Genomic DNA, 22,087 nt, shown 5'->3' with positions numbered 1-22,087 from the left:
GACAGTGCCGAAGCCGCGGAAGCCCGTTTTATCGAAGCGGGTCCGGATGAATTTATCTATGCACGCTATGGCAATCCGACAGTGGCGATGTTTGAGGAACGCATCGCGTCTCTGGAGGGGGCAGAGGATGCTTTTGCCACGGCCTCAGGCATGGCTGCGGTCTCGGGCGCGCTCATGTCGATGCTGCGCGCAGGGGATCACGTGGTCTCCTCGCGGGCGCTTTTCGGCTCCTGTCTGTACGTGCTCGAAGAGGTACTGACCAGATATGGTGTCGAAGTGACTTTTGTTGACGGCACGGATCTGGCGCAGTGGGAGGCGGCCATCCGTCCCGGCACGAAAGCGGTCTTCTTCGAGTCCCTGTCGAACCCCACGCTGCAGGTCATTGACATCGCTGCGGTATCCGAACTTGCGCACAAAGCAGGTGCGACCGTTCTGGTCGATAATGTTTTTGCCACGCCGGTCTGGTCCGAAGCGATCGCGCAGGGTGCGGATGTGGTCATCTATTCAGCGACCAAACATATTGACGGGCAGGGTCGCGCGCTGGGCGGTGTGATCCTTGGTACCCGCGAGTTCATCCGCAAAACTGTCGAGCCCTACATGAAGCACACGGGCGGCTCCATGAGCCCCTTTACCGCATGGGTCATGCTCAAGGGGCTTGAGACGATGGACCTGCGGGTCCGCGCGCAAACCGCTAATGCCACGGCAATTGCAAAGGCCCTGCAGGACCACCCCAAACTGCGTCGTGTCATCTATCCCGGACATCCGGACCACGCGCAGCACGACCTGGTGAAACGGCAGATGCGCGAAGGCGGTACAGTGCTCTCTGTCGATCTGCATGGTGGTAAGGAGGCCGCCTTCCGCTTTCTGAACGCCATCTCTGTGGGCGTCATCTCGAACAACCTCGGGGATGCCAAGACGATCATGACCCACCCGGCCACGACCACCCACCAGCGACTGCCGGAGGACCAGAAAGAGGAACTGGGGATCACGCCGGGCCTCGTGCGGATCAGTATCGGCATCGAGCATGAGGATGATCTGATTGCCGATATTCTGGCAGCGCTTGATCGGGCCTGAGCGGGGTTGCACGCAGAATACCTGATGCAGACGCTGGTTTTTTCCCCTTGTCAGGAGCCGGGCGTCCGCGACTGATCCTGATGTCGCTGACTGACGTATAAGTGAGTATGATTGGCAAGCGCGCCCCGGCGCCCTAAATAACATTTACATGTTGTCACAAGGGAAATAGCGATGAATATCCACACACCCGTAGTTGATGCTGCACCGGATCGTGATGAAGCAGAGGCCGCTCTGCGCCTTTTGCGCGACTGGGCCCGCGGCGCGACGGCAACTGAAATACTTGAACTCGACCCGTCGGTTGCCCGGCTTGTTCCGGGCTCTGATGCCGTTGATTACCCGGCTCTGTCACGCGAATATCCGGACGGATTTGCCATAGATGAAGGATACAAAGCGACGCTGCCCGATTTGCAGAACGGCCCGTCGAGCCTGATCCGCGGCGCCAGGCAGCAGATCCAGCACGTCGGGATTTCAAATTTCCGGCTGCCTGTGCGCTTTCACACCCGTGACGGCAATGATCTGACGCTGGAGGCATCGGTTACCGGCACGGTAAGTCTTGAGGCGGACAAAAAGGGCATCAACATGTCCCGCATCATGCGCAGCTTTTATCGCCATGCAGAAGAAACTTTCAGCTTTGAAGTCATTGAGGCGGCGCTGGATGATTACATAACCGATCTGGAAAGTTTCGATGCGCGTATCCAGATGCGCTTCAGCTTTCCGATGAAAGTAGAAAGCCTGCGTTCAGGTCTTTCGGGTTACCAGTATTACGACATTGCACTGGAACTGGTGGAGCACGGCGGGGTGCGCAAAAAGATCATGCACCTCGATTACGTCTACTCTTCGACCTGCCCGTGCTCGCTGGAACTTTCCGAACATGCCCGTGCCACGCGCGGACAACTCGCCACTCCGCATTCGCAGCGCTCAGTGGCGCGGGTCTCTGTCGAGCTCGACACCGCGGCGGGATGTCTGTGGTTCGAGGATCTGATCGACGCCTGCCGACGGGCCGTGCCCACGGAGACCCAGGTGATGGTCAAGCGTGAAGACGAGCAGGCCTTTGCCGAGCTCAATGCCGCCAATCCGATTTTTGTTGAGGACGCGGCGCGCCTGTTCTGCCAGCAGATGCAGGCCGACGTGCGCATCGGCGATTTCCGTGTTGTGGCCAGCCACCAGGAAAGCCTGCACAGCCATGACGCTGTCAGCGTGCTGGTCGAGGGCGATACATTTGCCTCTGAAAGCATCGATCCCAAGCTCTTTAACACGCTCTTCCACGTCGGCTGAGCACCGGCGAACAGCGCAACGCTCTGAGGCGCGTCCCCCGGGGCGCGCTTTTCGCGTCAGGAATGGCGCCGCAACGCAGCAAAGGTGGTAGCGGCCATGCAGAATGCGCAATTCTTATCCGGACCCTGCTGCCTATATACGGGCTGTAACGCAACACCGGAAAGGTAAGAGGTTCATTATGGCCTATCAGGACGCACACTTTGCCAGCTCACGCGATGTCATCGCCACCGTCGCAGGCGGCCTGCGCAATTTCTTTTTTTCGCTCGGCCACTCAATCGTGCTGAGCACGGAGGCAAACCGCCGGCTTCACCTCGTGCAGGACCTGCAGTCGAAAACCGACGAGGAGCTTGCCGCACTCAACCTCAAACGCGACGACATAGTGCGCGAAGTCTTTGGCGATCTTTTCTACAGCTAAGGCGCGCCTGAAAGAGATATCTGGCGGGCCGCAGAGCGGCGCTTGACAGTTGCCGGCCCGCCGGCCAACCCTGCGCTGATGTTAGACCTGCGCCCCGTCGGATATGTTATCGGTTTGCTGGTGGCCGTGCTGGGCGTGGCCATGCTGCTGCCGATGCTCGTGGATATCGCCGAAGGCCGTGGTCACTGGCCGGTTTTCGTACAATCCGCGCTGATCACCATTCTCACCGGGGGTCTGATGTCCGTGGCTTGCGCCAATGGCGTCAAAGAGGGGCTGACGATCCAGCAGACCTTTTTGCTGACAACCTCCGTCTGGGTGGCTCTGCCGCTTTTCGGGGCGCTGCCGTTTATGCTGGGGGCGACCGAGGCGCGCTTTATCGATGCATTTTTCGAGGCCATGTCCGGGCTGACCACCACCGGTTCCACTGTTCTGAGCGGTCTGCAGGATCTGCCCAAAGGTCTGCTCTTGTGGCGCGGCATCATGCAGTGGCTGGGCGGCATCGGAATTATTGTTGTCGCCATGGTATTCCTGCCCGAGCTCCGGGTCGGTGGCATGCAGATCTTCAAATCTGAAGCCTTTGACACTATGGGTAAAATCCTTCCCAGGGCCGGTCAGATCGCGAGCCAGATTTCATCTATCTATCTCGGCCTGACGATGGCCTGTGCGGTGGTCTATCTGATCCTCGGGATGGAGGCCTTTGATGCGACCGTGCACGCGCTGACGACGGTATCGACGGGCGGATTTTCCAATTACGACGAATCTTTCGGCGCCTTCAAAGGCAGCTTTGAGTACGCAGCCACCGCCTTTATGATCCTCGCGGCACTGCCCTTTGTCCGCTATGTGCAGCTGATCAACGGCCACGGCCAGCCCCTTGTGCGCGACAGCCAGGTGCTGGTTTTCGTGGCGACAATTGCAGTGGTGGCGACGGTGATGACTGTCACTCTGATGTTCGTTTATCCGCAACACTGGAGCATGTCCCTGCGCGAGTCGCTGTTCAATTCGGTCTCTATTATGACCGGCACCGGCTATGCCTCGGTTGATTACATGGGCTGGGGGCCGTTTATTGTTTCGATGTTCTTTTTCATCGGGCTTATCGGCGGCTGTGCCGGCTCCACAACCTGCTCCATCAAGATCTTCCGGTACCAGCTGCTTTTTGCCTCGATCAAGATGCAGCTGCGCCGGATCCGCTCGCCCAACGGTGTCTTTGTCGTGCGCTATGACAAACGACCCGTCGATGAAGAAGTCCTGAGCTCGGTCATGTCCTTCTTTATGTTCTTCGTGGTGACGCTTGGGCTGTTGTCAGTAGCGCTGAGCCTGACCGGGCTTGATTTCATCACCTCCGTTTCCGGTGCCGCAACGGCATTGTCGAACGTGGGGCCCGGGCTGGGCGATGAGATCGGCCCGGCGGGCAATTTCGGCGGACTCAACGATGCCGCCAAATGGATGCTGACGATCGCGATGCTGCTGGGGCGGCTGGAACTGCTTGCGGTTTACGCCATTCTGACCGTCAATTTCTGGAGAGCCTGAGATGCAACGACCGCTTGGCGCGCAGATTTCGCATATGCTCAAAGACCGCGGGATTGATGTCATCTTTGGTATTCCGGGCGTGCATAATCAGGAAATGTACCGCGGGATCGAAGAGGCGGGCATCACCCACGTGCTGGCGCGCCACGAACAGGGTGCGGGGTTTATGGCCGACGGTTACGCACGTGCCACCGGTAAACCGGGCGTGGCTTATGTGATTACCGGGCCGGGGCTATGCAACATCATGACGCCGATGGGGCAGGCCTGGTCGGATTCCGTGCCGATGCTGGTGATCTCCTCCTGTCTGGATGAGACGGCGGCCATCAAAGGCCAGTTGCACCAGATGAAAGACCAGCGCGCGGCGGCTGAAACCGTGTGCGACTGGTCGCTTGAGGCGCGCACGGCAGAGGCGGCCTATGTGCTGATCGACCGGGCGCTGGTGGAATTCAGGATGCAGCGCGCACGTCCCAAGCACATCCAGGTACCGATCTCCGTGCTGCAGGCGCCCGCGCCGCCGCCCCCGCCGGAGACCGGCGTTGTGCCGCGGGCAGGGGCCGAAATACGGGACGGGCTGATTGATCCGCTGCTGACTGCGAAACGACCGCTCTTTATTCTTGGCGGCGGGGCAGGACAGGCCGGAGATGCCGCGCGTGATGCGATGAAGAAGCTTGGCGCGGCCTGCTTTGAGACATACGCGGGGCGGGGTGTCGCGGCCTCTTATGCGCTGAGCTTCGGCAGCACCCTCGCCCGACCCGAAAGCCAGGATATCATCCGCTCGGCAGATGTCGTTGTTCTCGTCGGCACAGAGCTTGCCGAAACCGATCTCTGGCGCGCGGACTCAGGGTTGGCGGGGATGACCCTGCAGGTGGATATTGACCCCTCCGGGCTGCACCCGAAAACTGACCGCGCGGTGATTGCGCGCGCGTCAGAGTATTTTGACCGGCTGCTCGGGGCCATTGAAGGGCATGTGCCCGTGGCTGAATGGGACGAGGCGGGGGTGCGCGCGGCCACACGGCGCTGGAAAGCGCAGGTCGCGGCCGAACGCCCGGGCATTGTGCCTGTTGCTGATGCGCTCCGCAAATGCCTGCCGGACCTGACGATGATCTATTCGGACATGACCCAGTTTGCCTATGCCGCCAAAGAGGTCTGGCCCATGGAGCACTCCGGGTTCTGGCATCATCCCACGGGTTTTGGCACGCTGGGCTATGCGCTGCCCGCCGCCATCGGAGGCGCGATTGCGCGCCCGGATCTGCCGACAATGGCCATTATCGGCGATTACGGGTTTCACTATACGATGCAGGAGCTTGGCGTCGCGGTCGAACTCGGGCTCAGCCTGCCGGTCATCCTGTGGGACAACGGCCGGCTGGGCGAGATTGAAGACAGCATGGTGCGCGCGCAGATTGCTCCGAATGCGGTCGTCGCGCATAACCCTGACTTCTGCAAACTGGCCGAAGCTTTTGGTGCCCGTGCAGTCGCCCCGCAGACGCTCAACGGGTTCCAGTCGGCGGTTCGTGCAGCCTTTAAAGCAACCGGGCCAACACTGATTTATCTGACGCCGGAGATATCAAAGCGCCGGTGAGGTTACTCCCAGCAGCTCACCAGCACCGTCATATCCGCACCGCCCGACGCAATATCCTCCGGCGCGCGCGCTTCGGAAGCGACGCTGAAGGTAACATCCAGACCCGCGGTTGTCACAAAGTCCGTGATCGCGGCGCCGGTCAGCGCAAACCGTACATTCTCCGGCAGCTGCCTGTCGGTGTCGCGTCCCGGCATCAGCATGCCGAAGACGTTGCCGGTCTGATCCAGCACCGGCCCGCCGGCATCGCCGGGCAGGGAGGAGATATCAAGCCGGTTGAGCGTCGGCTCGCCCGCAAGGCCCCGCAATTCCGAGAGAGTCCCGAAAGTGACGGAAGGCGCGCCCAGCACCCCCTCGTAGGAATAGCCCGCAACGGCAATCTCTGACTGAAGCCGGGGGGCGGCGGGGCTGAACAGCGCAACCGCCAGCGGTACCAGCGTTTCCTTCGGCTGCACGATCGCAATACCGCGGCCGCTGTCCACAGCGCCGGGTGTTGCCTCATATGAATTATCGAGCGTGATGCGGGTGCAGCCTTCAACCGCGTCCGCCGTTGTCAGCACCGTGCCCTTGCGGTCGAGATAAAATCCCGAGCGTGAGAGCCGTGGCTTGCGGATCGCAAGACCGGACACGAGGTCGATCTGCTGATCAAAGCCGGTGGCAGGATCCATCACACCACCGAGGCTGGCGAAACTTGCGTTCATCTCGCCCAGAAGCCGGGTGCGGCGTTCTTCATCTCCCGCAGGCCAGATAAGAGTAAATCCTTTAATCTGATTATCCACGAGAGTGACCCGCGTCTCGCTCACAACGCTCGCATTGCGCCCGATCAGCGTGAAACCGTTTCTCCGCAGATCGCGCGGACCTTCCAGCGGCACGATTTCGAGCGTCTGCATCACCTCGAAGAGAGCAGCCATTTTTGCTCTGTCGCCCGGCTGACTGATCAGCAAAACTGCCGCGTCCGACCCGTCCGTCGCATCAAAGCGGGCAAAAGGCGGGTTATACCCGGTGAAACTGACCTTTGCTGCCGGGATTTTGATGTCGATCCCCGCAGTCTGGTCCTGCACCTGGCGCAGGTCGAGATCTGCGAGAATGGCATTATAACGCCCGAGCAGAACTGTACGCTGCTGAGTTGTCAGCACGCCGGTGGGCTCAAACCCGTTTGCACGCTGCCATTCCGCCATCGAGCCGCGGGTGCCGCGGCCAAAGGCGCCGTCGATACCACCATTATAAAACCCGGCCCACCGCAGTGCGACCTGCAGGTTGCGGCGCTCAGCGGCCGACAAAAGCTGTTCGTTGCGGCGCGCCTCTGCCCGGGTTTCATCCGGCAGAGTGGTCGTCTGCGGGGCGGGGGCATCTGCAATGAACGGGCTTGCGGGTGGCTCGGATCCGGTCACCTGATCGGGGGTCACGGAAAGGCCGCCGAGCCCCAGAATATTCTCACCTTCGGGCCAGAACTGCGCGCCATAGGCGGAACTTTGTGCGATGTAGCTGTCGCGCGGGATGAGACCCTGCCGGCGGTAGGCACTCAGAACCTGATCGGCGTCGCCCGGCGTGTAGGGGCCGAGCGAAATCGCATACCACCCGTTGCCAAGCGCAAAGCCGTTCACGTCCTCGAGCAGACCGGCATAGGATCTTGCCCGCTCAGCCGCCTGAGCGGCATCCGGGCGCGCCTCAATCTGGACCCAGACCACATCCCCGGCGCCCTGGGCAGAAACCGATGACAACACCCCGGGAATAAACAATAAAACCGCAATCAGTAAGCGCATCATTCCGTCTCTGCTCCAGCCTTTTGGTCAACGCGCACACATAAACAGGAAATCAATGCTTTGACCATAAGACAGGGGGTCAAATTATGCGTGCAGCCTGATTGACGCCCTCTCTGCACGCACGTAGGTAAGGCGCGCAGGAAATTCCGAGGCCATCGCCATGTCTGAGACCGTCAGCACTCCCCGATCCTTTCAGGAAATCATCCTGAGACTGCAGAGTTACTGGTCGTCGAAGGGCTGCGCAATGTTGCAGCCTTACGACATGGAAGTGGGCGCGGGCACCTTTCACCCGGCGACCACGCTGCGCAGCCTCGGCACCAAACCCTGGGCTGCGGCTTATGTGCAGCCGTCGCGGCGTCCGACCGACGGGCGGTACGGCGAAAACCCCAACCGTCTGCAGCATTATTATCAGTATCAGGTGCTCATCAAACCGAGCCCGCCCGATCTGCAGGAACTCTATCTGGGCTCGCTTGAGGCGATCGGGATCGACATGGCACTGCATGATATCCGCTTTGTCGAAGACGACTGGGAAAGCCCCACGCTTGGCGCCTGGGGGCTGGGCTGGGAGGTCTGGTGCGACGGGATGGAGGTCAGCCAGTTCACCTATTTTCAGCAGGTCGGCGGGCATGACTGCGCGCCTGTCTCGGGTGAACTGACATACGGTCTGGAACGTCTGGCGATGTATATTCTGGGCGTCGATCACGTGATGGATATGCCGTTCAACGATCCGCAGACACCTGTGCCGCTGAGCTATGGCGATATCTTCCACCAGACGGAGGAGGAATACGCACGCTGGAATTTTGATACGGCCGATACCGCCGTTCTGCTGCGCCACTTTGAAGAGGCCGAGGCCCACTGCCGCACCATCCTTGAAGCTGAGCACACCGATCCGAAAACCGGCAGGCGCATCATCATGGTGCACCCCGCCTATGACCAGGCGATAAAAGCCAGTCATATCTTCAACCTGCTCGATGCGCGCGGCGTGATTTCTGTGACCGAGCGCCAGGCCTATATCGGGCGGGTTCGCGCGCTGACAAAGCTCTGCGCGGATGCCTTTGTGCAGACCCGGGCAGGTGGCTGGACGCCGGAGAGCGCGGCATGAGCCAGATACGCAGCGCTTCCACATCGCATGCACCCTGCAAAGCCACAATCCGGGGTGCTCTGCGCGTGGCGGCTCAGTCGGCGGGTGTGTCGGAGACCTCAGTATCGTCGGGCGACGGACGGTCGGATGTGGCTATCGGATACGTCCGGCTATGAGCGGCAAAATCGTCGGAGTTTTCATCATGATTTCAGCGCTCGTTGCCGGTGTTCTACTCTATTACCTGCAGATATACGGTTTTTATGAGGAGGCCCCGGCTGATTTCGCGGAGGTGCGGCTGATGCCATTCACCTCCGATGCGCCCGTGCCGATCCTGGCTGAGAACATCCGGGCCATTGATGCGGACAGCTCCCCGATCCGCTTCCGGGCCTGTTTCACCACGCCCTCGGGCCTGCCGATGCTGACGGAAACCTACGTGGGTCTTGACCGGGTTGTGCCGCGCAATGCGCCCGACTGGTTCGACTGCTTTGACGCCCGAAAGATCGCGGATGAGCTCAAAGCCGGCACGGCGCTCGCCTTTCTCGGCGAAAAGAACGTGGCCTTTGGCGTGGACCGTATCGTAGCAATCACCGAAGATGGCCGCGGATACATCTGGCACGAACTCAATGACTGCGGCGAGAAAGCCTATGACGGAACCGTCACAGGTGAAGAATGCCCTGATCGGGATACCAACTGATGCCTGACCTGCTGATCGAACTTTTCTCCGAAGAAATCCCCGCCCGCATGCAGCGTCGCGCGGCGGATGACCTGAAAAAGCTGATGACCAACGGGCTGGTTGAGGCTGGTCTGACCTATGCCTCCGCCGGCGCCTTTTCCACACCGCGCAGGCTCACGCTGACCGTCGAAGGCCTTCTGTCGGAAAGCCCGACCACGGTCGAAGAGCGTAAGGGCCCGAAAGCCGATGCGCCGGAGAAGGCGATTGAGGGGTTTCTGCGCGGCGCAGGGCTTGCCCGCGACGACCTCGAAGAACGCGACACGCCCAAAGGTCCGGTGCTTTTCGCCCGGATCGAAAAGCCCGGGCGTCCGGCCGCTGATATCATTGCGGAAGTGCTGGCCACGACCATCCGCAGCTTTCCCTGGCCCAAATCCATGCGCTGGGGGTCCGGATCCCTGCGCTGGGTCAGGCCGCTGCACAGCATCCTGTGCCTGCTGACCGATGAGGCAGGTGCTGAGGTCGTGCCACTTAACGTCGACGGGATTGTTTCAGGAGACGCAACGGCGGGGCATCGCTTCATGGCGCCCGACCAGTTCAGTGTCACATCGTTTGAGGACTACGCCGCAAAGCTGAAACGTGCCTTTGTCGTGCTGGATCCGGCAGAACGTGCGGATTCAATATGGAATGACGCGACCAACCAGGCCTTTGCTGCGGGCCTTGAAGTCGTGGAAGATCAGGGGCTTCTGGCGGAAGTCGCTGGTCTTGTGGAATGGCCGGTGGTGCTGATGGGCCGGATCGGGGAAGATTTTCTCGATCTGCCGGCAGAGGTTCTGCAGACCTCCATGAAAGAGCATCAGAAGTTCTTCTCCGTTCGCAATCCGAAGACCGGGCGCATTGAGCAGTTTATCACTGTTGCTAATCGCGAAACAAAGGACAATGGCGCGACCATCCTTGCCGGAAATGAGAAAGTGCTCTCTGCCCGGCTGGCAGATGCTAAATTTTTCTGGGACAATGATCTGCGGGTGGCGCGGGCCGATGCCGGCAACGGCATGGCTCCATGGATGGATAAACTGCGCGATGTGACCTTCCATAACAGACTGGGCACCCAGGCGGATCTGATCGCGCGGATGTCGGCACTGGCGCGCACACTGGCCCCGATGGTGGGTGCTGACCCGGACGCGGCCGCGCAGGCGGCACGGGTCGGCAAAACCGATCTGGCCTCCGAAATGGTCTACGAATTTCCCGAACTGCAGGGGGTGATGGGGCGGTACTATCTTCGCGAGGCGGGGTATTCGGAGCCGGTCGCAGATGCCGCCCGGGATCATTACGCGCCGCTCGGCCCGACCGATGATGTGCCCGTAGAACCAGTTTCCCTGGCCGTGGCATTGGCGGAAAAGATCGACAAACTCACCGGTTTCTGGGCGATTGACGAAAAGCCCACGGGAAGCAAAGACCCCTTTGCGCTGCGCCGCGCTGCCCTTGGCGTGATCCGGATCGTGCTGGAAAATGACCTGACGCTCAGGTTGTCGGATGGCTTTGAGGCGGCTGCAGGGGCTCTCGCGGACATCAGGGATGCGGGGGCTGCGGACACCGCTGACCTCCTCTCCTTCATCCACGACCGCCTGAAAGTGTACCTCCGCGATCAGGGCATCCGTCACGATGTGATCGACGCCTGCATCGCGATGCCGGGCAATGATGATCTCGCGCTTCTGGTCAGACGCGCGCGGGCGCTGTCGGAGGTGCTGAACACCGAAGACGGCGAAAATCTGATCCAGGCGTTCCGGCGCGCAAATAACATCCTGACGCAGGCCGAAGAGGCTGACGGCGTGGAATACTCATACGGGGCGGACCCGAAATTTTCACAGACGGACGAGGAGCGCGCGCTTTTTGAAGCGCTTGATGAGGCTGAAGCCCGGATTACTCCGGCCATGGAAAAGCAGGATTTCACCACCGCCATGGCTGCGATGGCCGGTTTGCGCGCGCCGGTTGATGCCTTCTTTACTGCCGTACAGGTTAACGATGATAATGCCACCGTCCGGCGCAACCGGCTGAACCTGCTGAGCCGCATCACCCGCATCTGCGCGGCTGTGGCCGACCTGACACGGATTGCGGGCTGAAGCCTTCTCTGACCTGTCAGACCCCCGTGGCATCAACCCTTGTCACGTCCGGTTTACACCCTATGCTGCACCCGTGACAGGACAGGTGCCGCAGTGCAGAATAATCCGAATACAACGCTGGTAACGTCCACCGCGCCGATCGCGAACCATACGCATGGCGGACGCGCCAAATGCCTGCAAAGGCTTGTCAGGCTGGATCTGCCGGTCCCGCGCACGGTGGCTTTGTCCTTTGACGCAGTGCAGCGTATCGCCCGCGGCGAAATGCCCGATATTCAGGCGATCGTGTCACAGTTCCCCGCAAATGTACTGCTCTGTGTGCGCCCGTCTTCGGAAGATCCGGACTGGGGCGGACCGGGCGCTGTGCTGAATATCGGCATGAACGAAGCACGGTACAGAGATCTGGCCGCGAGCCTCGGAGAAGATGCCGCGAGCGCCATTTTCACGCGCTTTGTGCAGTCTTATGCAGTCGATGTGGCACGACTTGATCCGGATATGTTTGACGATGTGACGGATGACGGCGCGCGGGGTTTGCACCAGTCTCTTTATGCGTATGAAACGGAATACGAAGAACCCTTTCCGTCTGACCCGGCCGAACAGCTTGCTGCGGTTCTGAAATCTATGGCGCGGGCCTGGGACGGCACATCCGCGCGGCTGCTGCGACAGGCCAAGGGGGCACCTGCGGAGGCAGGCCTGGGTCTTGTGGTGCAGGAAATGGCCCTCGGTGTCGGGCTCGGTCAGTCGGGCTCGGGCGTTTTGCAGCTGGTTAACAACGAGACCGGTCTGCCACAGATCACCGGCCGCTACCTGAGCCAGAGCCAGGGCCGCGATGCTCTGGAGGCGGACAGCGAAGCCGTGTATCTCAGTAAAGACCCGCGGGGTACATCACTTGAGGAACTGGCCCCCGAAGTTTTCGCCGCGCTGAAGGAACACGCAGCATTAATGCGGTCGAAACTGCGCGAAGAGATGCAGGTCGAGTTCGCCATCGAGGACGGAAAGCTTTGCATCCTTGACGGGGTGCGCGTGGCACGCTCAAGCCAGGCTGCTGTGCGTATTGCTGTGCGTCTGGCCGAAGACGGGATCATCACCCGCGCCGAGGCGCTGATGCGCGTACAGCCGCGCACGCTGAGTGAGTTGCTGCACCGCCAGATCAGCCCGGATGCGCGTCGCGACGTGATAGGGCGCGGCATTGCCGCGAGCCCCGGCGCTGCCACCGGTCAGATCGTATTCACGGCCAGCGAAGCTCAGGCGAGTGCGGCCCGGGGCGACCCCTGCATTCTGGTGCGCCGGGAAACATCGCCCGAAGACATCCGGGGCATGCATGCGGCCCATGCTGTTCTGACCGAACGAGGCGGCATCACCAGCCACGCCGCTGTGATCGGCCGCGGAATCGGGCTGCCCTGCGTGGTGGGTGCTTCCGCCATGCGGTTTAACCGCAGCAAACGACAGCTGATCGCAGAAGACGGGCGCGTGTTTGAGGCGGGCGATGTGATCACCATCGACGGCACCAGCGGGCAGGTGCTCGCCGGCGCGTCTAAGATGCGTGAGGCTGCGCTTGACGAGAGTTTCCAGACGCTGATGGACTGGGCCGACGAGCTGCGCGATATCGACATCCGCGCCAATGCCGACACACCTGCTGATGCGCGCACCGCGCGGAATTTCGCGGCACAGGGGATCGGCCTGTGCCGGACCGAGCATATGTTCTTTGATTCCGGGCGTCTGACCGTGATGCGTGAGATGATCTTTGCCGAGACCTCGCAGGACAGGCGCGCGGTACTGGAACGTCTTTTGCCGATGCAGCGCGAGGATTTCACCCAGCTTTTCAGTCTGATGGAAGGCAAACCGGTCTGCATACGTCTCTTTGATCCGCCCTTGCATGAATTCCTGCCCGCTGACCGGGTGGGGCAGCGCGAACTGGCCGAGGCACTGGACCTGCCTCTCTCTGATGTGACCCGGCGCATCAGCGCGATGTCCGAATACAACCCGATGCTGGGTCTGCGCGGTGTACGTCTGGGGGTCACAGTCCCTGAGATTTATGAGATGCAGGCCCGCGCGATTTTTGAAGCCACGCTCGAAGCCAGCAAGGACGGTGCTGCGGTGGTGCCCGAGATCATGATCCCGCTGGTGTCGGCAAAGCGTGAAGTCGAGCTTGTGAAACTGTCGATCGATGCTGTCGCTGCTGCGGTGCGGGCCGAACAGAACAAAAGCTTTGACTACCGGCTTGGCGTGATGGTGGAGACACCGCGGGCGGCGCTGCGGGCGGCTGATATCGCGCCCTATTGCTCGTTTCTCAGCTTTGGCACAAACGATCTGACACAGATGGCTTATGGTTTGTCGCGCGACGACGCAGGACGGTTTATGTCAGACTACGTCCGGCAGGGTGTCTTCAGTGAAGACCCGTTCCACGTCCTTGATACCGAAGGGGTGGGCGAGTTGCTTCAGGTCGGGGCCGAACGCGGCCGCGCTGCGCAACCGGGTATCACCCTGTCGATCTGCGGTGAGCACGGCGGCAATCCCGAATCGATTGCATTTTGCCGGGACGCAGGATTTGACTATGTCTCCTGTTCCCCCTTCCGGGTTCCGGTGGCGCGACTAGCTGCCGCACAACTGGCGATTGCGGACCAGATATCGCGGTCTGGCGGGGCGTAGCCACCAGATATGGTGTGTTCTCGTTAAGCGTGTTGAGCGATAGGGCGCTCACATTAACCCTGATGACGCCCGTAAACTTTACGTCAACCTTTTAACTCGTTAGACGACCGCGAACTGAAAGCTCGTGGGGGACAATATGGTCCGTAGATATTTCCAAAGCGCGATAGCGCTGATTTTAGGCCTGAACCTGGGCATTTTCGTGTTATTTCCGACGGTTACACTGGCCGCTGGCGAAGGCCGCGAACAGAACCGGACCCTGGAGACGGTGACAGAGAATCGCATGCGCGACAAACTGCTGAAAACCACCCAGCCGAAAATCGAATTCTCGCGCGACTGGCTGGACAACCAGCCGCTGCCCGCGGGCGGTGACGAATGGAAGTGTCTTGCCGAAGCGCTCTACTTCGAAGCGCGCGGTGAGACAGTCAAAGGGCAGTTTGCGGTGGCGGAAGTTATCATGAACCGCGTGACGTCGGAGCGCTTTCCGGCTTCTGCCTGTGGCGTGATCAATCAGGGTACCGGAAAAAAATATCAGTGCCAGTTCACCTACACCTGTGATGGCCACAAAGAAGTGATCCGGGAGCCGCGCGCTTTTGAGCGTGTATCCAAAGTGGCCCGCGCGGTTCTGGATGGCCGGGCACCCGACCTGACCGAAGGGGCAACGCATTATCACACAACGGCGGTCAATCCTAAGTGGGCGCGGGTCTACAAGAAAACTGCCGCCATCGGGGATCACATTTTCTATCGTCACACCTGGCGCACAGCGAGCAACTGACACATTCGGCTGCTGGCACGCCGGTGAGGGGACTGTTAACGAGAGGGCGTGGTCTGTTCGGGACCACGCCCGTTTCGTTTGAAAGGCAGCGACGATGAGTTCCGAGATAAGACTGGCCTTTGCCCATCCGTCCGAGCGGTCCGAGGCCACGGCAGATGCCGGCACGCTGGACCGGATATCTTTGCGCGATCATATCGTCGAGGTGGAAATCGGCGCTTTTCAGGCCGAACGCGGGGTAACGCAGCGCATCTGTTTCAATGTCGTCGTTGAGGTGCAGCCGCTGACCGGACCAATTGACGACGATGTGGACCGCATCCTCAGCTATGACAAGGTGACCGAAGCGATCGCAACCGAGCTTGCCGACGAGCGGCTTAATCTGCTTGAAACACTTGCGGAACGTGTCGCGGAACGCATTCTGCTCGAACCCCAGGCAATGCGCGCCTTTGTCCGGATTGAAAAGCTGGACCGCGGCCCCGGCGCACTGGGCGTTGAGATCGTGCGCGCGCGCGGGCAGGGGGCTACGGAACGCAATGCCGCGCAGGAAACACTGCGCCCTGAACTCGTCTTTCTCAGCAATGCTGCCATTTCTTCGCCCCATCTTAACGGCTGGATTGATCAGCTTGCCACGCTGGGCCGGCCCCTGATTTTCTGTGTCGGAGCACCCGGTGCGCCGGCACCACAGGTGCCACACCTTATGGCGCAGCGCCGCATTGATCTGCTGGCCATCGAGCAGAATGCCTGGGTGCTGGCAGCCCGCGATGACCGCTGTGTGGTTGTCGCCACGCGGACGGAACTGGACTGGGCCATGCGCAACGGACAGTCCTGCGTCTGGGCGCCCTCCAAAATCGTTCTGGATGCGGTAGACGGCCCCTCGGCACAGCCAAGCGACGCCGTTGCTCTGGCCGCATGGTTCGCGGCGACCTTTGACGCCGGCGAAATGCTGGTGATCGGGCAGGAGGGCCAGGTGGCCTCATCCGTGCCGCTGCGCCATGTCTCTGCGGAAAGCGCAGTTCTCGATCTATGAAACGCTACATCCGGCCGTTGCCGCAATCCGGTCCCGGTCGTCCGGTGGATGCGCTTGATCTTGCGGGCGGCTGGACGTGGTTCACCCATGTCGAGGTTCTGTCGCGCGCTGCTGCCCCTCAGGTCATGCCCGCCTCAGAGCTTTCCGGACCCGAATTGCAGCGGCTCACAGGATCGCGCGCGCCCGTGGCGGGGCTGTCGTTCGGGCGGCCGCGTATTATGGGTATTCTCAATATCACGCCGGACAGTTTCTCCGACGGCGGGCAGCACTTTGCAGTCGATGCCGCGCTGCAGGGCGCCCGGGCGATGGGCGCGGCAGATATTCTCGACATCGGTGGCGAATCCACGCGGCCAGGAGCCGCCTCTGTGCCGCCCGCTGAAGAAACCGAACGCACAGCCCCGGTGATCCGGGCCCTGCGCGAGGCCGGCATCAAGGCGCCGGTTTCGATCGATACGCGCAAAGCTGCGGTTGCAGGGGCGGCTCTGGATGCGGGCGCAGACATCGTCAACGATGTCTCAGGGTTCACCTACGACCCCTTGCTCGCCCCGCTCTGCGCAGAACGGGGCGTTCCCGTGTGTGTGATGCATGCACAGGGCAATCCGTCGACGATGCAGAAGGCGCCGCAGTATGATGACGTGCTTCTCGACGTTTACGACTTCCTGGAGGCCCGGATCAGAGCACTTGCCGCCACGGGCATTGCCGCCGACCGGATCATCGCCGACCCGGGCATAGGCTTCGGCAAGACCATCGCGCACAATCTCGCACTGCTGTCCCGGCTGTCTCTTTTTCACAGCCTCGGCGTGCCGCTTCTTCTCGGCGCATCGCGCAAAGGGTTCATCGGCAGCATCGGTGGCGCGCCCGCCGGATCAGCGAGGATGCCGGGGTCTGTGGCCGTGGCGCTCGCGGCACTGAAACACGGGACACAAATTGTGCGCGTCCATGACGTACCCGAAACAGCACAGGCCATTGCACTCTGGCAGGCGACCGTGGCAGGAACAGATCATGGATAAGTTATTCGGAACAGACGGCGTTCGCGGGACCGCCAACAAACATCCCATGACAGCCGAGATGGCGCTGCGCATCGGGGCTGCGGTCGGGCGGTATTTCAGCCGGGATACGACGTCGGTGCACCGCGTGGTGATCGGCAAGGACACGCGTCTGTCGGGCTATATGTTCGAGAACGCGCTCACAGCGGGACTGACATCGACCGGTATGAATGTGTTGCTGCTCGGGCCGGTACCGACGCCCGCTGTGGGCATGCTGACCCGGTCGATGCGCGCGGATCTGGGCGTTATGATTTCCGCGAGCCACAACCCGGCCGTGGACAATGGTATCAAGTTCTTCGGACCGGACGGATTCAAGCTTTCCGACCAGATGGAAAATGATATTGAGCAGCTGATTGCCGAAGGCGTCAACCCGGCAGAGGCCGCTGGTATCGGGCGCGCCAAACGCGTGGATGACGGGCGCTTTCGCTATATCGAACGTGTGAAATCCTCCTTTCCGCGGCAGATGCGGCTTGATGGCCTCAAAGTGGTCGTCGATTGCGCGAACGGGGCTTCATATCGTGTGGCACCGGACGCCCTCTGGGAGCTTGGCGCGACGGTTATTCCGGTGGGCGTCAGCCCCGACGGCAAAAACATCAACAAGGATTGCGGATCAACCAGCCCACAGATGGCGGCCGAGACCGTGCGCGCACACAGCGCGGATTTAGGCATCTGCCTTGACGGTGACGCGGACCGGGTGATCCTGCTGGATGAAAACGGTGAGGTAGGGGACGGCGACCAGTTCATGGCGCTGATGGCGGCGACCTGGGCTGCATCGGGGCAACTTGCGCAGGGCGCGCTTGTGGCCACGGTGATGTCGAACCTCGGGCTGGAAAATTTCCTGCGCGACAAGGGGCTGCGCCTCGAACGCACCGCTGTCGGTGACCGTTATGTCGTGGAGCGCATGCGCGAGGGTGGTTTTAATCTCGGGGGTGAGCAGTCAGGGCACATTGTCATGACCGATTATGCCACCACGGGCGACGGTCTGATGGCGGCATTGCAGTTTCTTGCCGAAATGGTGCGCTCGGGCCAACCCGCAAGCGCGCTTCTGAAAAGCTTTGAGCCGGTTCCGCAGCTTCTGAAAAACGTACGTTTTGCAAAGGGTCAGACCCCGCTTGATACCACTGGCGTCAAAGCGGCGATCGCTCAGGCGGAAAAGGATCTCTCCGGGGCAGGCCGTTTGCTGATCCGGAAATCCGGAACGGAGCCACTTGTGCGGGTCATGGCCGAGCATGAAAACGAGGATGTAATGATCCGCGCAGTGGACAGCGTCGTCGAGGCCGTGGCGGATGCGGTCAGCGCGACCTGACGTCTGACACCAGCCGCCTGAACGCGCCGAACTGGCTGAGCGCCACCCCGGAAAGGATCAGAGTGAGCGCGCCGAGCAATGACGGTGGCAGCGCCTCTCCGAGAACGAGCGCGCCGAGGATCACGGACCAGAGTGGCACCTGATACCCGACCAGAGACATAAAAACCGGCCCGGCAGAACGCACGACGATGACGCGCAGATAACTGGCCGCAGCCGTCGGCACCAGCCCGAGGAATGCAAGAACCAGCAGCGTCTGGCCGTCGGGCAGGGGAGGCGGCCCCTCGGCGATAAACGCCGCCGGAATTACAATAGCCGAGCCGATCAGAAACAGGACAGACGACAGGCCGATCGGGTCCACTGCCGGCAGGCGGCGCATCAGGATTGACGAGACCGCATAGCAACACGCGGCCATCATACAGGCGATGCGCCCCGGTATTTCCAGCTGAGCACCGCTGCTTTGAAAGGCCTGACCGCCGATGAGCACACAGACGCCCGCAAAACCGAGCAGGAAGCCCGTGACCTTGCGCGGGCTCAGACGCTCGCCCGGGACCAGAAAATGCGCCAGTGGCAGAACAATCAGGGAGACCGTCGCCATGGAAACGCCCGCAAATCCCGAGGTCACAAACTGTTGCCCCCATGAAAGCAGAATGAACGGCACCGCTGCACTGAGCGCACCGATGGTGGCGGTTGTGGCCCATGTGCCCCGATCGGGGCGCGTGGCAAAAAGTTTAAAGCCCTGAAACGACCAGATCGCCAGCATCAGACAGGCCGCGAAACTGATGCGCGCGGCGGCCAGCCAGAAGGGCGTGATCCCGAGCAGCGCAATTTCGATGACCATAAAGGTGCCGCCCCAGACAAGGCCCAGGACGCCGACGAGCAGCCAGCTCAAAGCGGTGATCTGCGGAGGTGATGTCAAGGTTGCGACCTTTTGCGCGGCAGGTGTACGGAACGGCGGGGCCGCGCCGCGCGTTAAGGATATATCTTACCCACAGGAGGTCCCTCAAATGGATGCGACATATATCATCGTTATTCTGGCGCTCATGACAATGCTCGCCGTAATCGTTTTCTCACTGTACAGCAAGCACAAGACCGAAGAGCGTCTGGACGACCCCAACGCTCCCAAATCCACGCTTGCGGCGGACAAAGCGAGCGACGGCAAGCCGACAGACGTCTGATCCCGCACGGACAGGCAGAACCGGGGCGCCGGTGAGCGCCCCGGAAAAAAGCATCAGTTGCGTGATTTATCGACCATTTTACCGGCCGAAATCCACGGCATCATGGCGCGCAGTTTCTCACCGGTTTCTTCAATCTGGTGCTCGTCATTGCGACGGCGCGTCCCCTTGAAGAACGGCTGACCCACGGCATTTTCCTGCATGAAGTCCCGCACGAACTTACCGGTCTGGATGTCATCAAGGATCGCTTTCATGCGTGCCTTTGTCTCGTCATAGGGCAGGACCCGCGGACCGGAGACATACTCTCCATATTCGGCCGTGTTCGAGATCGAATAATTCATATTGGCGATGCCGCCTTCATAGATCAGGTCCACGATGAGCTTCACTTCGTGAAGACACTCGAAATAAGCCATTTCGGGTGCATATCCCGCCTCAACCAGTGTCTCAAAGCCCATCCGGATCAGCTCGACCAGACCACCGCAGAGTACGGCCTGCTCACCAAAGAGGTCAGTCTCACACTCTTCACGGAAGTTGGTTTCGATGATGCCCGACCGGCCGCCGCCGATCGCGGAGCAATAGGACAGGCCGATCTCAAGCGCACGGCCTGAAGCGTCTTTGTCGACAGCCACAAGGCAGGGCACACCGCCACCCTTGGCATATTCGCCGCGCACGGTGTGGCCGGGACCTTTGGGTGCCATCATGACCACGTCAACGCCCTCTTTGGGCTCGATGAGACCAAAATGCACATTCAGGCCGTGGGCAAACGCAATGGCGGCACCTTCTCGGATATTGTCATGCACGTATTTGCGATACGTTTCAGCCTGCAGCTCGTCGGGCATGGTGAACATGATCAGGTCGGCCCAGGCCGCCGCTTCGGCGATGCCCATCACGGTCAGGCCTTCGCCTTCGGCTTTGGCCGCGGAGGGCGACCCTTCGCGCAGCGCCACGGCAAGGTTCTTGGCGCCACTGTCGCGCAGGTTCAGCGCGTGGGCATGGCCCTGCGAGCCATATCCAAGAATGGCGACTTTCATGTCTTTGATGAGGTTCACATCGCAATCGCGATCGTAATAAACGCGCATACCGGCGCTCCTTTTTTAGTTGCAGCTTGTTCTTGCTGGCGTGACAATAGGACCGTGCAATCGAGAAAAATACGGTTGCATCTGCAGAATTAATCGGAGAATTAGGAAAAATCATTCGCTTCAAAAGGAATATGCGTGGATTTAATGCTTGATGATCTGGACCGGCGTATTTTGCGTATATGGCAGGCCGAGACATATCTCAGCCCGGCGGAACTGGCCGAACGATGTGCGGTATCACCCGGCAAGGCCGCGCGGCGGATCACCCGGATGCAGGACGCAGGTGTGATCGAGGGCATCAGCGCACTGGTCGACTGGACAATGCTTGGTTACAGCGTCGAGGTCTCGCTCCGGATCACTCTGGATAAAACCGTGGCGCGGGCTTTTGACGACTTTCTGGTGGCGGCCCGCGAGGTGCCGGAGGTCACGGAAATCCAGACGTTTCTCGGGCGCGTAGACGTGCGGCTTAACATTATCGCGCGTGATATGGCGCATTATCAGGATATTTACCGCAGCCGCATTCTGACCCTGCCGCATATCGCGGAGATAGAGGCGCTGATGCAGATTGCGCGCATCAAGGCCGAAGAGGCGCTGCCGCTGTGACCGGGCTTGACGATACGGACCGTGCGATTGTGCGGATGCTGGCGCGTGACGCGGCGCAGAGCGCAGGGGCGGTCGGGCGCAGCCTCGGGCTGTCTCAACCTGCCGCCTGGCGGCGCATCCGGAAGCTGGAGCAGGCCGGCATATTGCGGGGCCGGCAGTTGCGGCTCAATGCGGAAAGTCTTGGCTTTGGCGTGACGGTGTTTCTGGGCGTGAAACTGGCAACGCGCGGACGGGTGAGCCTGGAGGATTTCGAGCGCGCGGTCAGCGCCATTCCCGAAGTGCAGCGCGTGGAGCATGTGCTTGGACGTTATGATTACCGTCTGCGCGTGGTCGCCCGCGATATCCCCGACTTTGAAAGGGTGCTGCGTCGCCGCGTCATGACGCTGCCCGGCGTGGGCGAGGTCGAGGCGAATGTCCTGCTCAGCGAAGAACGCCGTCCCGGTCCGCTCTGAGGTTCAGGCGATGGCCCTCAGCGCCATGGCCTCGAACCGGCGCAACGCATAGCGTGACATCGGCGCGCGGAACTGCGCATCCTGCAACTCCGGGAAATACGCAATGATTTCATCGCGCGCCTCGTCATCGACGATCCCGAGCGTCTGCGGCCCAGGATAAAGGCTCTCGGACGGGCAGCCCTCTGCAAAAACGATCTGATGCGCGTCAAAGAGAAAATGTACGTATTCAACCTCCCTGCAGGGCTGAATGCGGATCGTGGTGCCGTTGACCAGATGCTTGGCCGCGACAAGCACCTCACCAGTGCCAAAAAGCAGCTCTGCTTCGGCGCCCGTCACCAGCATCCGGTGATTCTGGGACACTTTCAGATCGCGCAGATTGCGCAGCGCACCGGCCCTGATGTGCACCGGCGCACTGGGCCCTGTGCCCGGCATGCGTTGTTTTCCGATCCACCTGACCGGCTGCGGGCCATCGTCGAGGGTGTTGACCAGATC

At 61.0% G+C, this 22,087-nt stretch carries 21 protein-coding genes; 17 read left to right on the top strand and 4 right to left on the bottom strand.

Annotated elements, in window-relative coordinates; genetic code table 11:
* The 5 genes from metZ to Q0M35_RS09120 form a co-directional block, all read left to right on the top strand.
* A partial coding sequence (gene metZ, locus Q0M35_RS09140; protein WP_295314387.1) for an O-succinylhomoserine sulfhydrylase occupies nt 1-1,074 on the top strand: 1,074 nt, incomplete at its 5' end.
* Between the two features lie 171 nt (nt 1,075-1,245).
* Nucleotides 1,246-2,349, top strand: a complete 1,104-nt coding sequence (gene folE2 / locus Q0M35_RS09135; RefSeq protein WP_295314385.1) for a GTP cyclohydrolase FolE2 — start codon at nt 1,246-1,248, stop codon at nt 2,347-2,349.
* A gap of 178 nt (nt 2,350-2,527) precedes the next feature.
* Nucleotides 2,528-2,764: a DUF1127 domain-containing protein gene (locus Q0M35_RS09130; protein WP_295314383.1), complete on the top strand. Its 237-nt coding sequence runs from the start codon at nt 2,528-2,530 to the stop codon at nt 2,762-2,764.
* Between the two features lie 78 nt (nt 2,765-2,842).
* Nucleotides 2,843-4,291 (top strand): TrkH family potassium uptake protein, encoded by a 1,449-nt coding sequence (locus Q0M35_RS09125; RefSeq protein ID WP_295314391.1) that lies wholly within the window; start codon nt 2,843-2,845, stop codon nt 4,289-4,291.
* A 1-nt stretch (nt 4,292) separates the two neighbouring features.
* A complete protein-coding gene (locus Q0M35_RS09120; protein ID WP_295314381.1) occupies nt 4,293-5,867 on the top strand; it encodes a thiamine pyrophosphate-binding protein in 1,575 nt (524 codons plus the stop codon).
* Between the two features lie 2 nt (nt 5,868-5,869).
* Here the strand turns inward: Q0M35_RS09120 and Q0M35_RS09115 are convergent, their stop codons facing one another.
* Nucleotides 5,870-7,630, bottom strand: coding sequence for a serine protease (locus tag Q0M35_RS09115; protein WP_295314378.1), 1,761 nt, complete (start codon nt 7,628-7,630; stop codon nt 5,870-5,872).
* Nucleotides 7,631-7,787: 157 nt separating this feature from the next.
* On the opposite strand from Q0M35_RS09115, the gene Q0M35_RS09110 reads away from it, so the two are divergent.
* The 9 genes from Q0M35_RS09110 to glmM all read left to right on the top strand — a co-directional run bounded on the left by Q0M35_RS09110 (nt 7,788) and on the right by glmM (nt 18,292).
* Nucleotides 7,788-8,729 (top strand): glycine--tRNA ligase subunit alpha, encoded by a 942-nt coding sequence (locus tag Q0M35_RS09110; RefSeq protein ID WP_295314376.1) that lies wholly within the window; start codon nt 7,788-7,790, stop codon nt 8,727-8,729.
* Nucleotides 8,726-8,884, top strand: a complete 159-nt coding sequence (locus tag Q0M35_RS09105; RefSeq protein ID WP_295314374.1) for a hypothetical protein — start codon at nt 8,726-8,728, stop codon at nt 8,882-8,884. Before Q0M35_RS09110 ends, Q0M35_RS09105 begins: the two co-directional genes overlap by 4 nt.
* The gene (locus Q0M35_RS09100; RefSeq protein ID WP_295314372.1) at nt 8,881-9,402 is read left to right on the top strand and encodes a DUF6446 family protein; all 522 of its coding nucleotides are present in this window, start codon (nt 8,881-8,883) and stop codon (nt 9,400-9,402) included. The genes Q0M35_RS09105 and Q0M35_RS09100 overlap by 4 nt, the downstream gene beginning before the upstream one ends.
* A complete protein-coding gene (glyS, locus tag Q0M35_RS09095) occupies nt 9,402-11,498 on the top strand; it encodes a glycine--tRNA ligase subunit beta (protein ID WP_295314370.1) in 2,097 nt (698 codons plus the stop codon). Before Q0M35_RS09100 ends, glyS begins: the two co-directional genes overlap by 1 nt.
* 93 nt (nt 11,499-11,591) lie before the next feature.
* Nucleotides 11,592-14,144: a putative PEP-binding protein gene (locus Q0M35_RS09090; protein WP_295314368.1), complete on the top strand. Its 2,553-nt coding sequence runs from the start codon at nt 11,592-11,594 to the stop codon at nt 14,142-14,144.
* Nucleotides 14,145-14,280: 136 nt separating this feature from the next.
* Nucleotides 14,281-14,916 carry a cell wall hydrolase gene (locus Q0M35_RS09085; protein WP_295314365.1) on the top strand — a complete coding sequence of 212 codons (636 nt, stop codon included), beginning with the start codon at nt 14,281-14,283 and terminating at the stop codon, nt 14,914-14,916.
* 94 nt (nt 14,917-15,010) lie between these two features.
* Entirely contained in the window at nt 15,011-15,940 is a 930-nt protein-coding gene (locus tag Q0M35_RS09080) for a dihydroneopterin aldolase (protein WP_295314363.1), read from the top strand.
* Nucleotides 15,937-16,950: a dihydropteroate synthase gene (gene folP, locus Q0M35_RS09075; RefSeq protein ID WP_295314361.1), complete on the top strand. Its 1,014-nt coding sequence runs from the start codon at nt 15,937-15,939 to the stop codon at nt 16,948-16,950. Before Q0M35_RS09080 ends, folP begins: the two co-directional genes overlap by 4 nt.
* Nucleotides 16,943-18,292 carry a phosphoglucosamine mutase gene (glmM, locus tag Q0M35_RS09070; RefSeq protein WP_295314360.1) on the top strand — a complete coding sequence of 450 codons (1,350 nt, stop codon included), beginning with the start codon at nt 16,943-16,945 and terminating at the stop codon, nt 18,290-18,292. The genes folP and glmM overlap by 8 nt, the downstream gene beginning before the upstream one ends.
* Here the strand turns inward: glmM and Q0M35_RS09065 are convergent.
* Entirely contained in the window at nt 18,279-19,208 is a 930-nt protein-coding gene (locus Q0M35_RS09065) for a DMT family transporter (RefSeq protein WP_295314358.1), read from the bottom strand. The two genes, glmM and Q0M35_RS09065, sit on opposite strands and share 14 nt — an antisense overlap.
* 88 nt (nt 19,209-19,296) lie before the next feature.
* On the opposite strand from Q0M35_RS09065, the gene Q0M35_RS09060 reads away from it, so the two are divergent.
* Nucleotides 19,297-19,467 carry a hypothetical protein gene (locus Q0M35_RS09060; RefSeq protein WP_295314356.1) on the top strand — a complete coding sequence of 57 codons (171 nt, stop codon included), beginning with the start codon at nt 19,297-19,299 and terminating at the stop codon, nt 19,465-19,467.
* Between the two features lie 53 nt (nt 19,468-19,520).
* Here the strand turns inward: Q0M35_RS09060 and ilvC are convergent, their stop codons facing one another.
* Complete coding sequence (gene ilvC, locus Q0M35_RS09055) at nt 19,521-20,543, bottom strand: ketol-acid reductoisomerase (RefSeq protein WP_295314354.1); 1,023 nt, start codon at nt 20,541-20,543, stop codon at nt 19,521-19,523.
* Nucleotides 20,544-20,687: 144 nt separating this feature from the next.
* Here ilvC and Q0M35_RS09050 point away from each other — a divergent pair, with 144 nt between their 5' ends.
* Both Q0M35_RS09050 and Q0M35_RS09045 read left to right on the top strand, forming a co-directional pair.
* Nucleotides 20,688-21,143 carry an Lrp/AsnC family transcriptional regulator gene (locus Q0M35_RS09050; RefSeq protein ID WP_295314389.1) on the top strand — a complete coding sequence of 152 codons (456 nt, stop codon included), beginning with the start codon at nt 20,688-20,690 and terminating at the stop codon, nt 21,141-21,143.
* Nucleotides 21,140-21,595, top strand: coding sequence for an Lrp/AsnC family transcriptional regulator (locus Q0M35_RS09045; RefSeq protein ID WP_295314352.1), 456 nt, complete (start codon nt 21,140-21,142; stop codon nt 21,593-21,595). The genes Q0M35_RS09050 and Q0M35_RS09045 overlap by 4 nt, the downstream gene beginning before the upstream one ends.
* Before the next feature lie 3 nt (nt 21,596-21,598).
* Here Q0M35_RS09045 and Q0M35_RS09040 read toward each other — a convergent pair.
* Nucleotides 21,599-22,087: Hint domain-containing protein (locus Q0M35_RS09040; protein ID WP_295314348.1), on the bottom strand; the 489-nt coding region annotated here is incomplete at its 5' end.

This window comes from Roseobacter sp. (genome assembly GCF_024639605.1).
Classification (GTDB): domain Bacteria; phylum Pseudomonadota; class Alphaproteobacteria; order Rhodobacterales; family Rhodobacteraceae; genus Roseobacter.
This window is presented reverse-complemented; position numbering and strand designations above follow the sequence as displayed.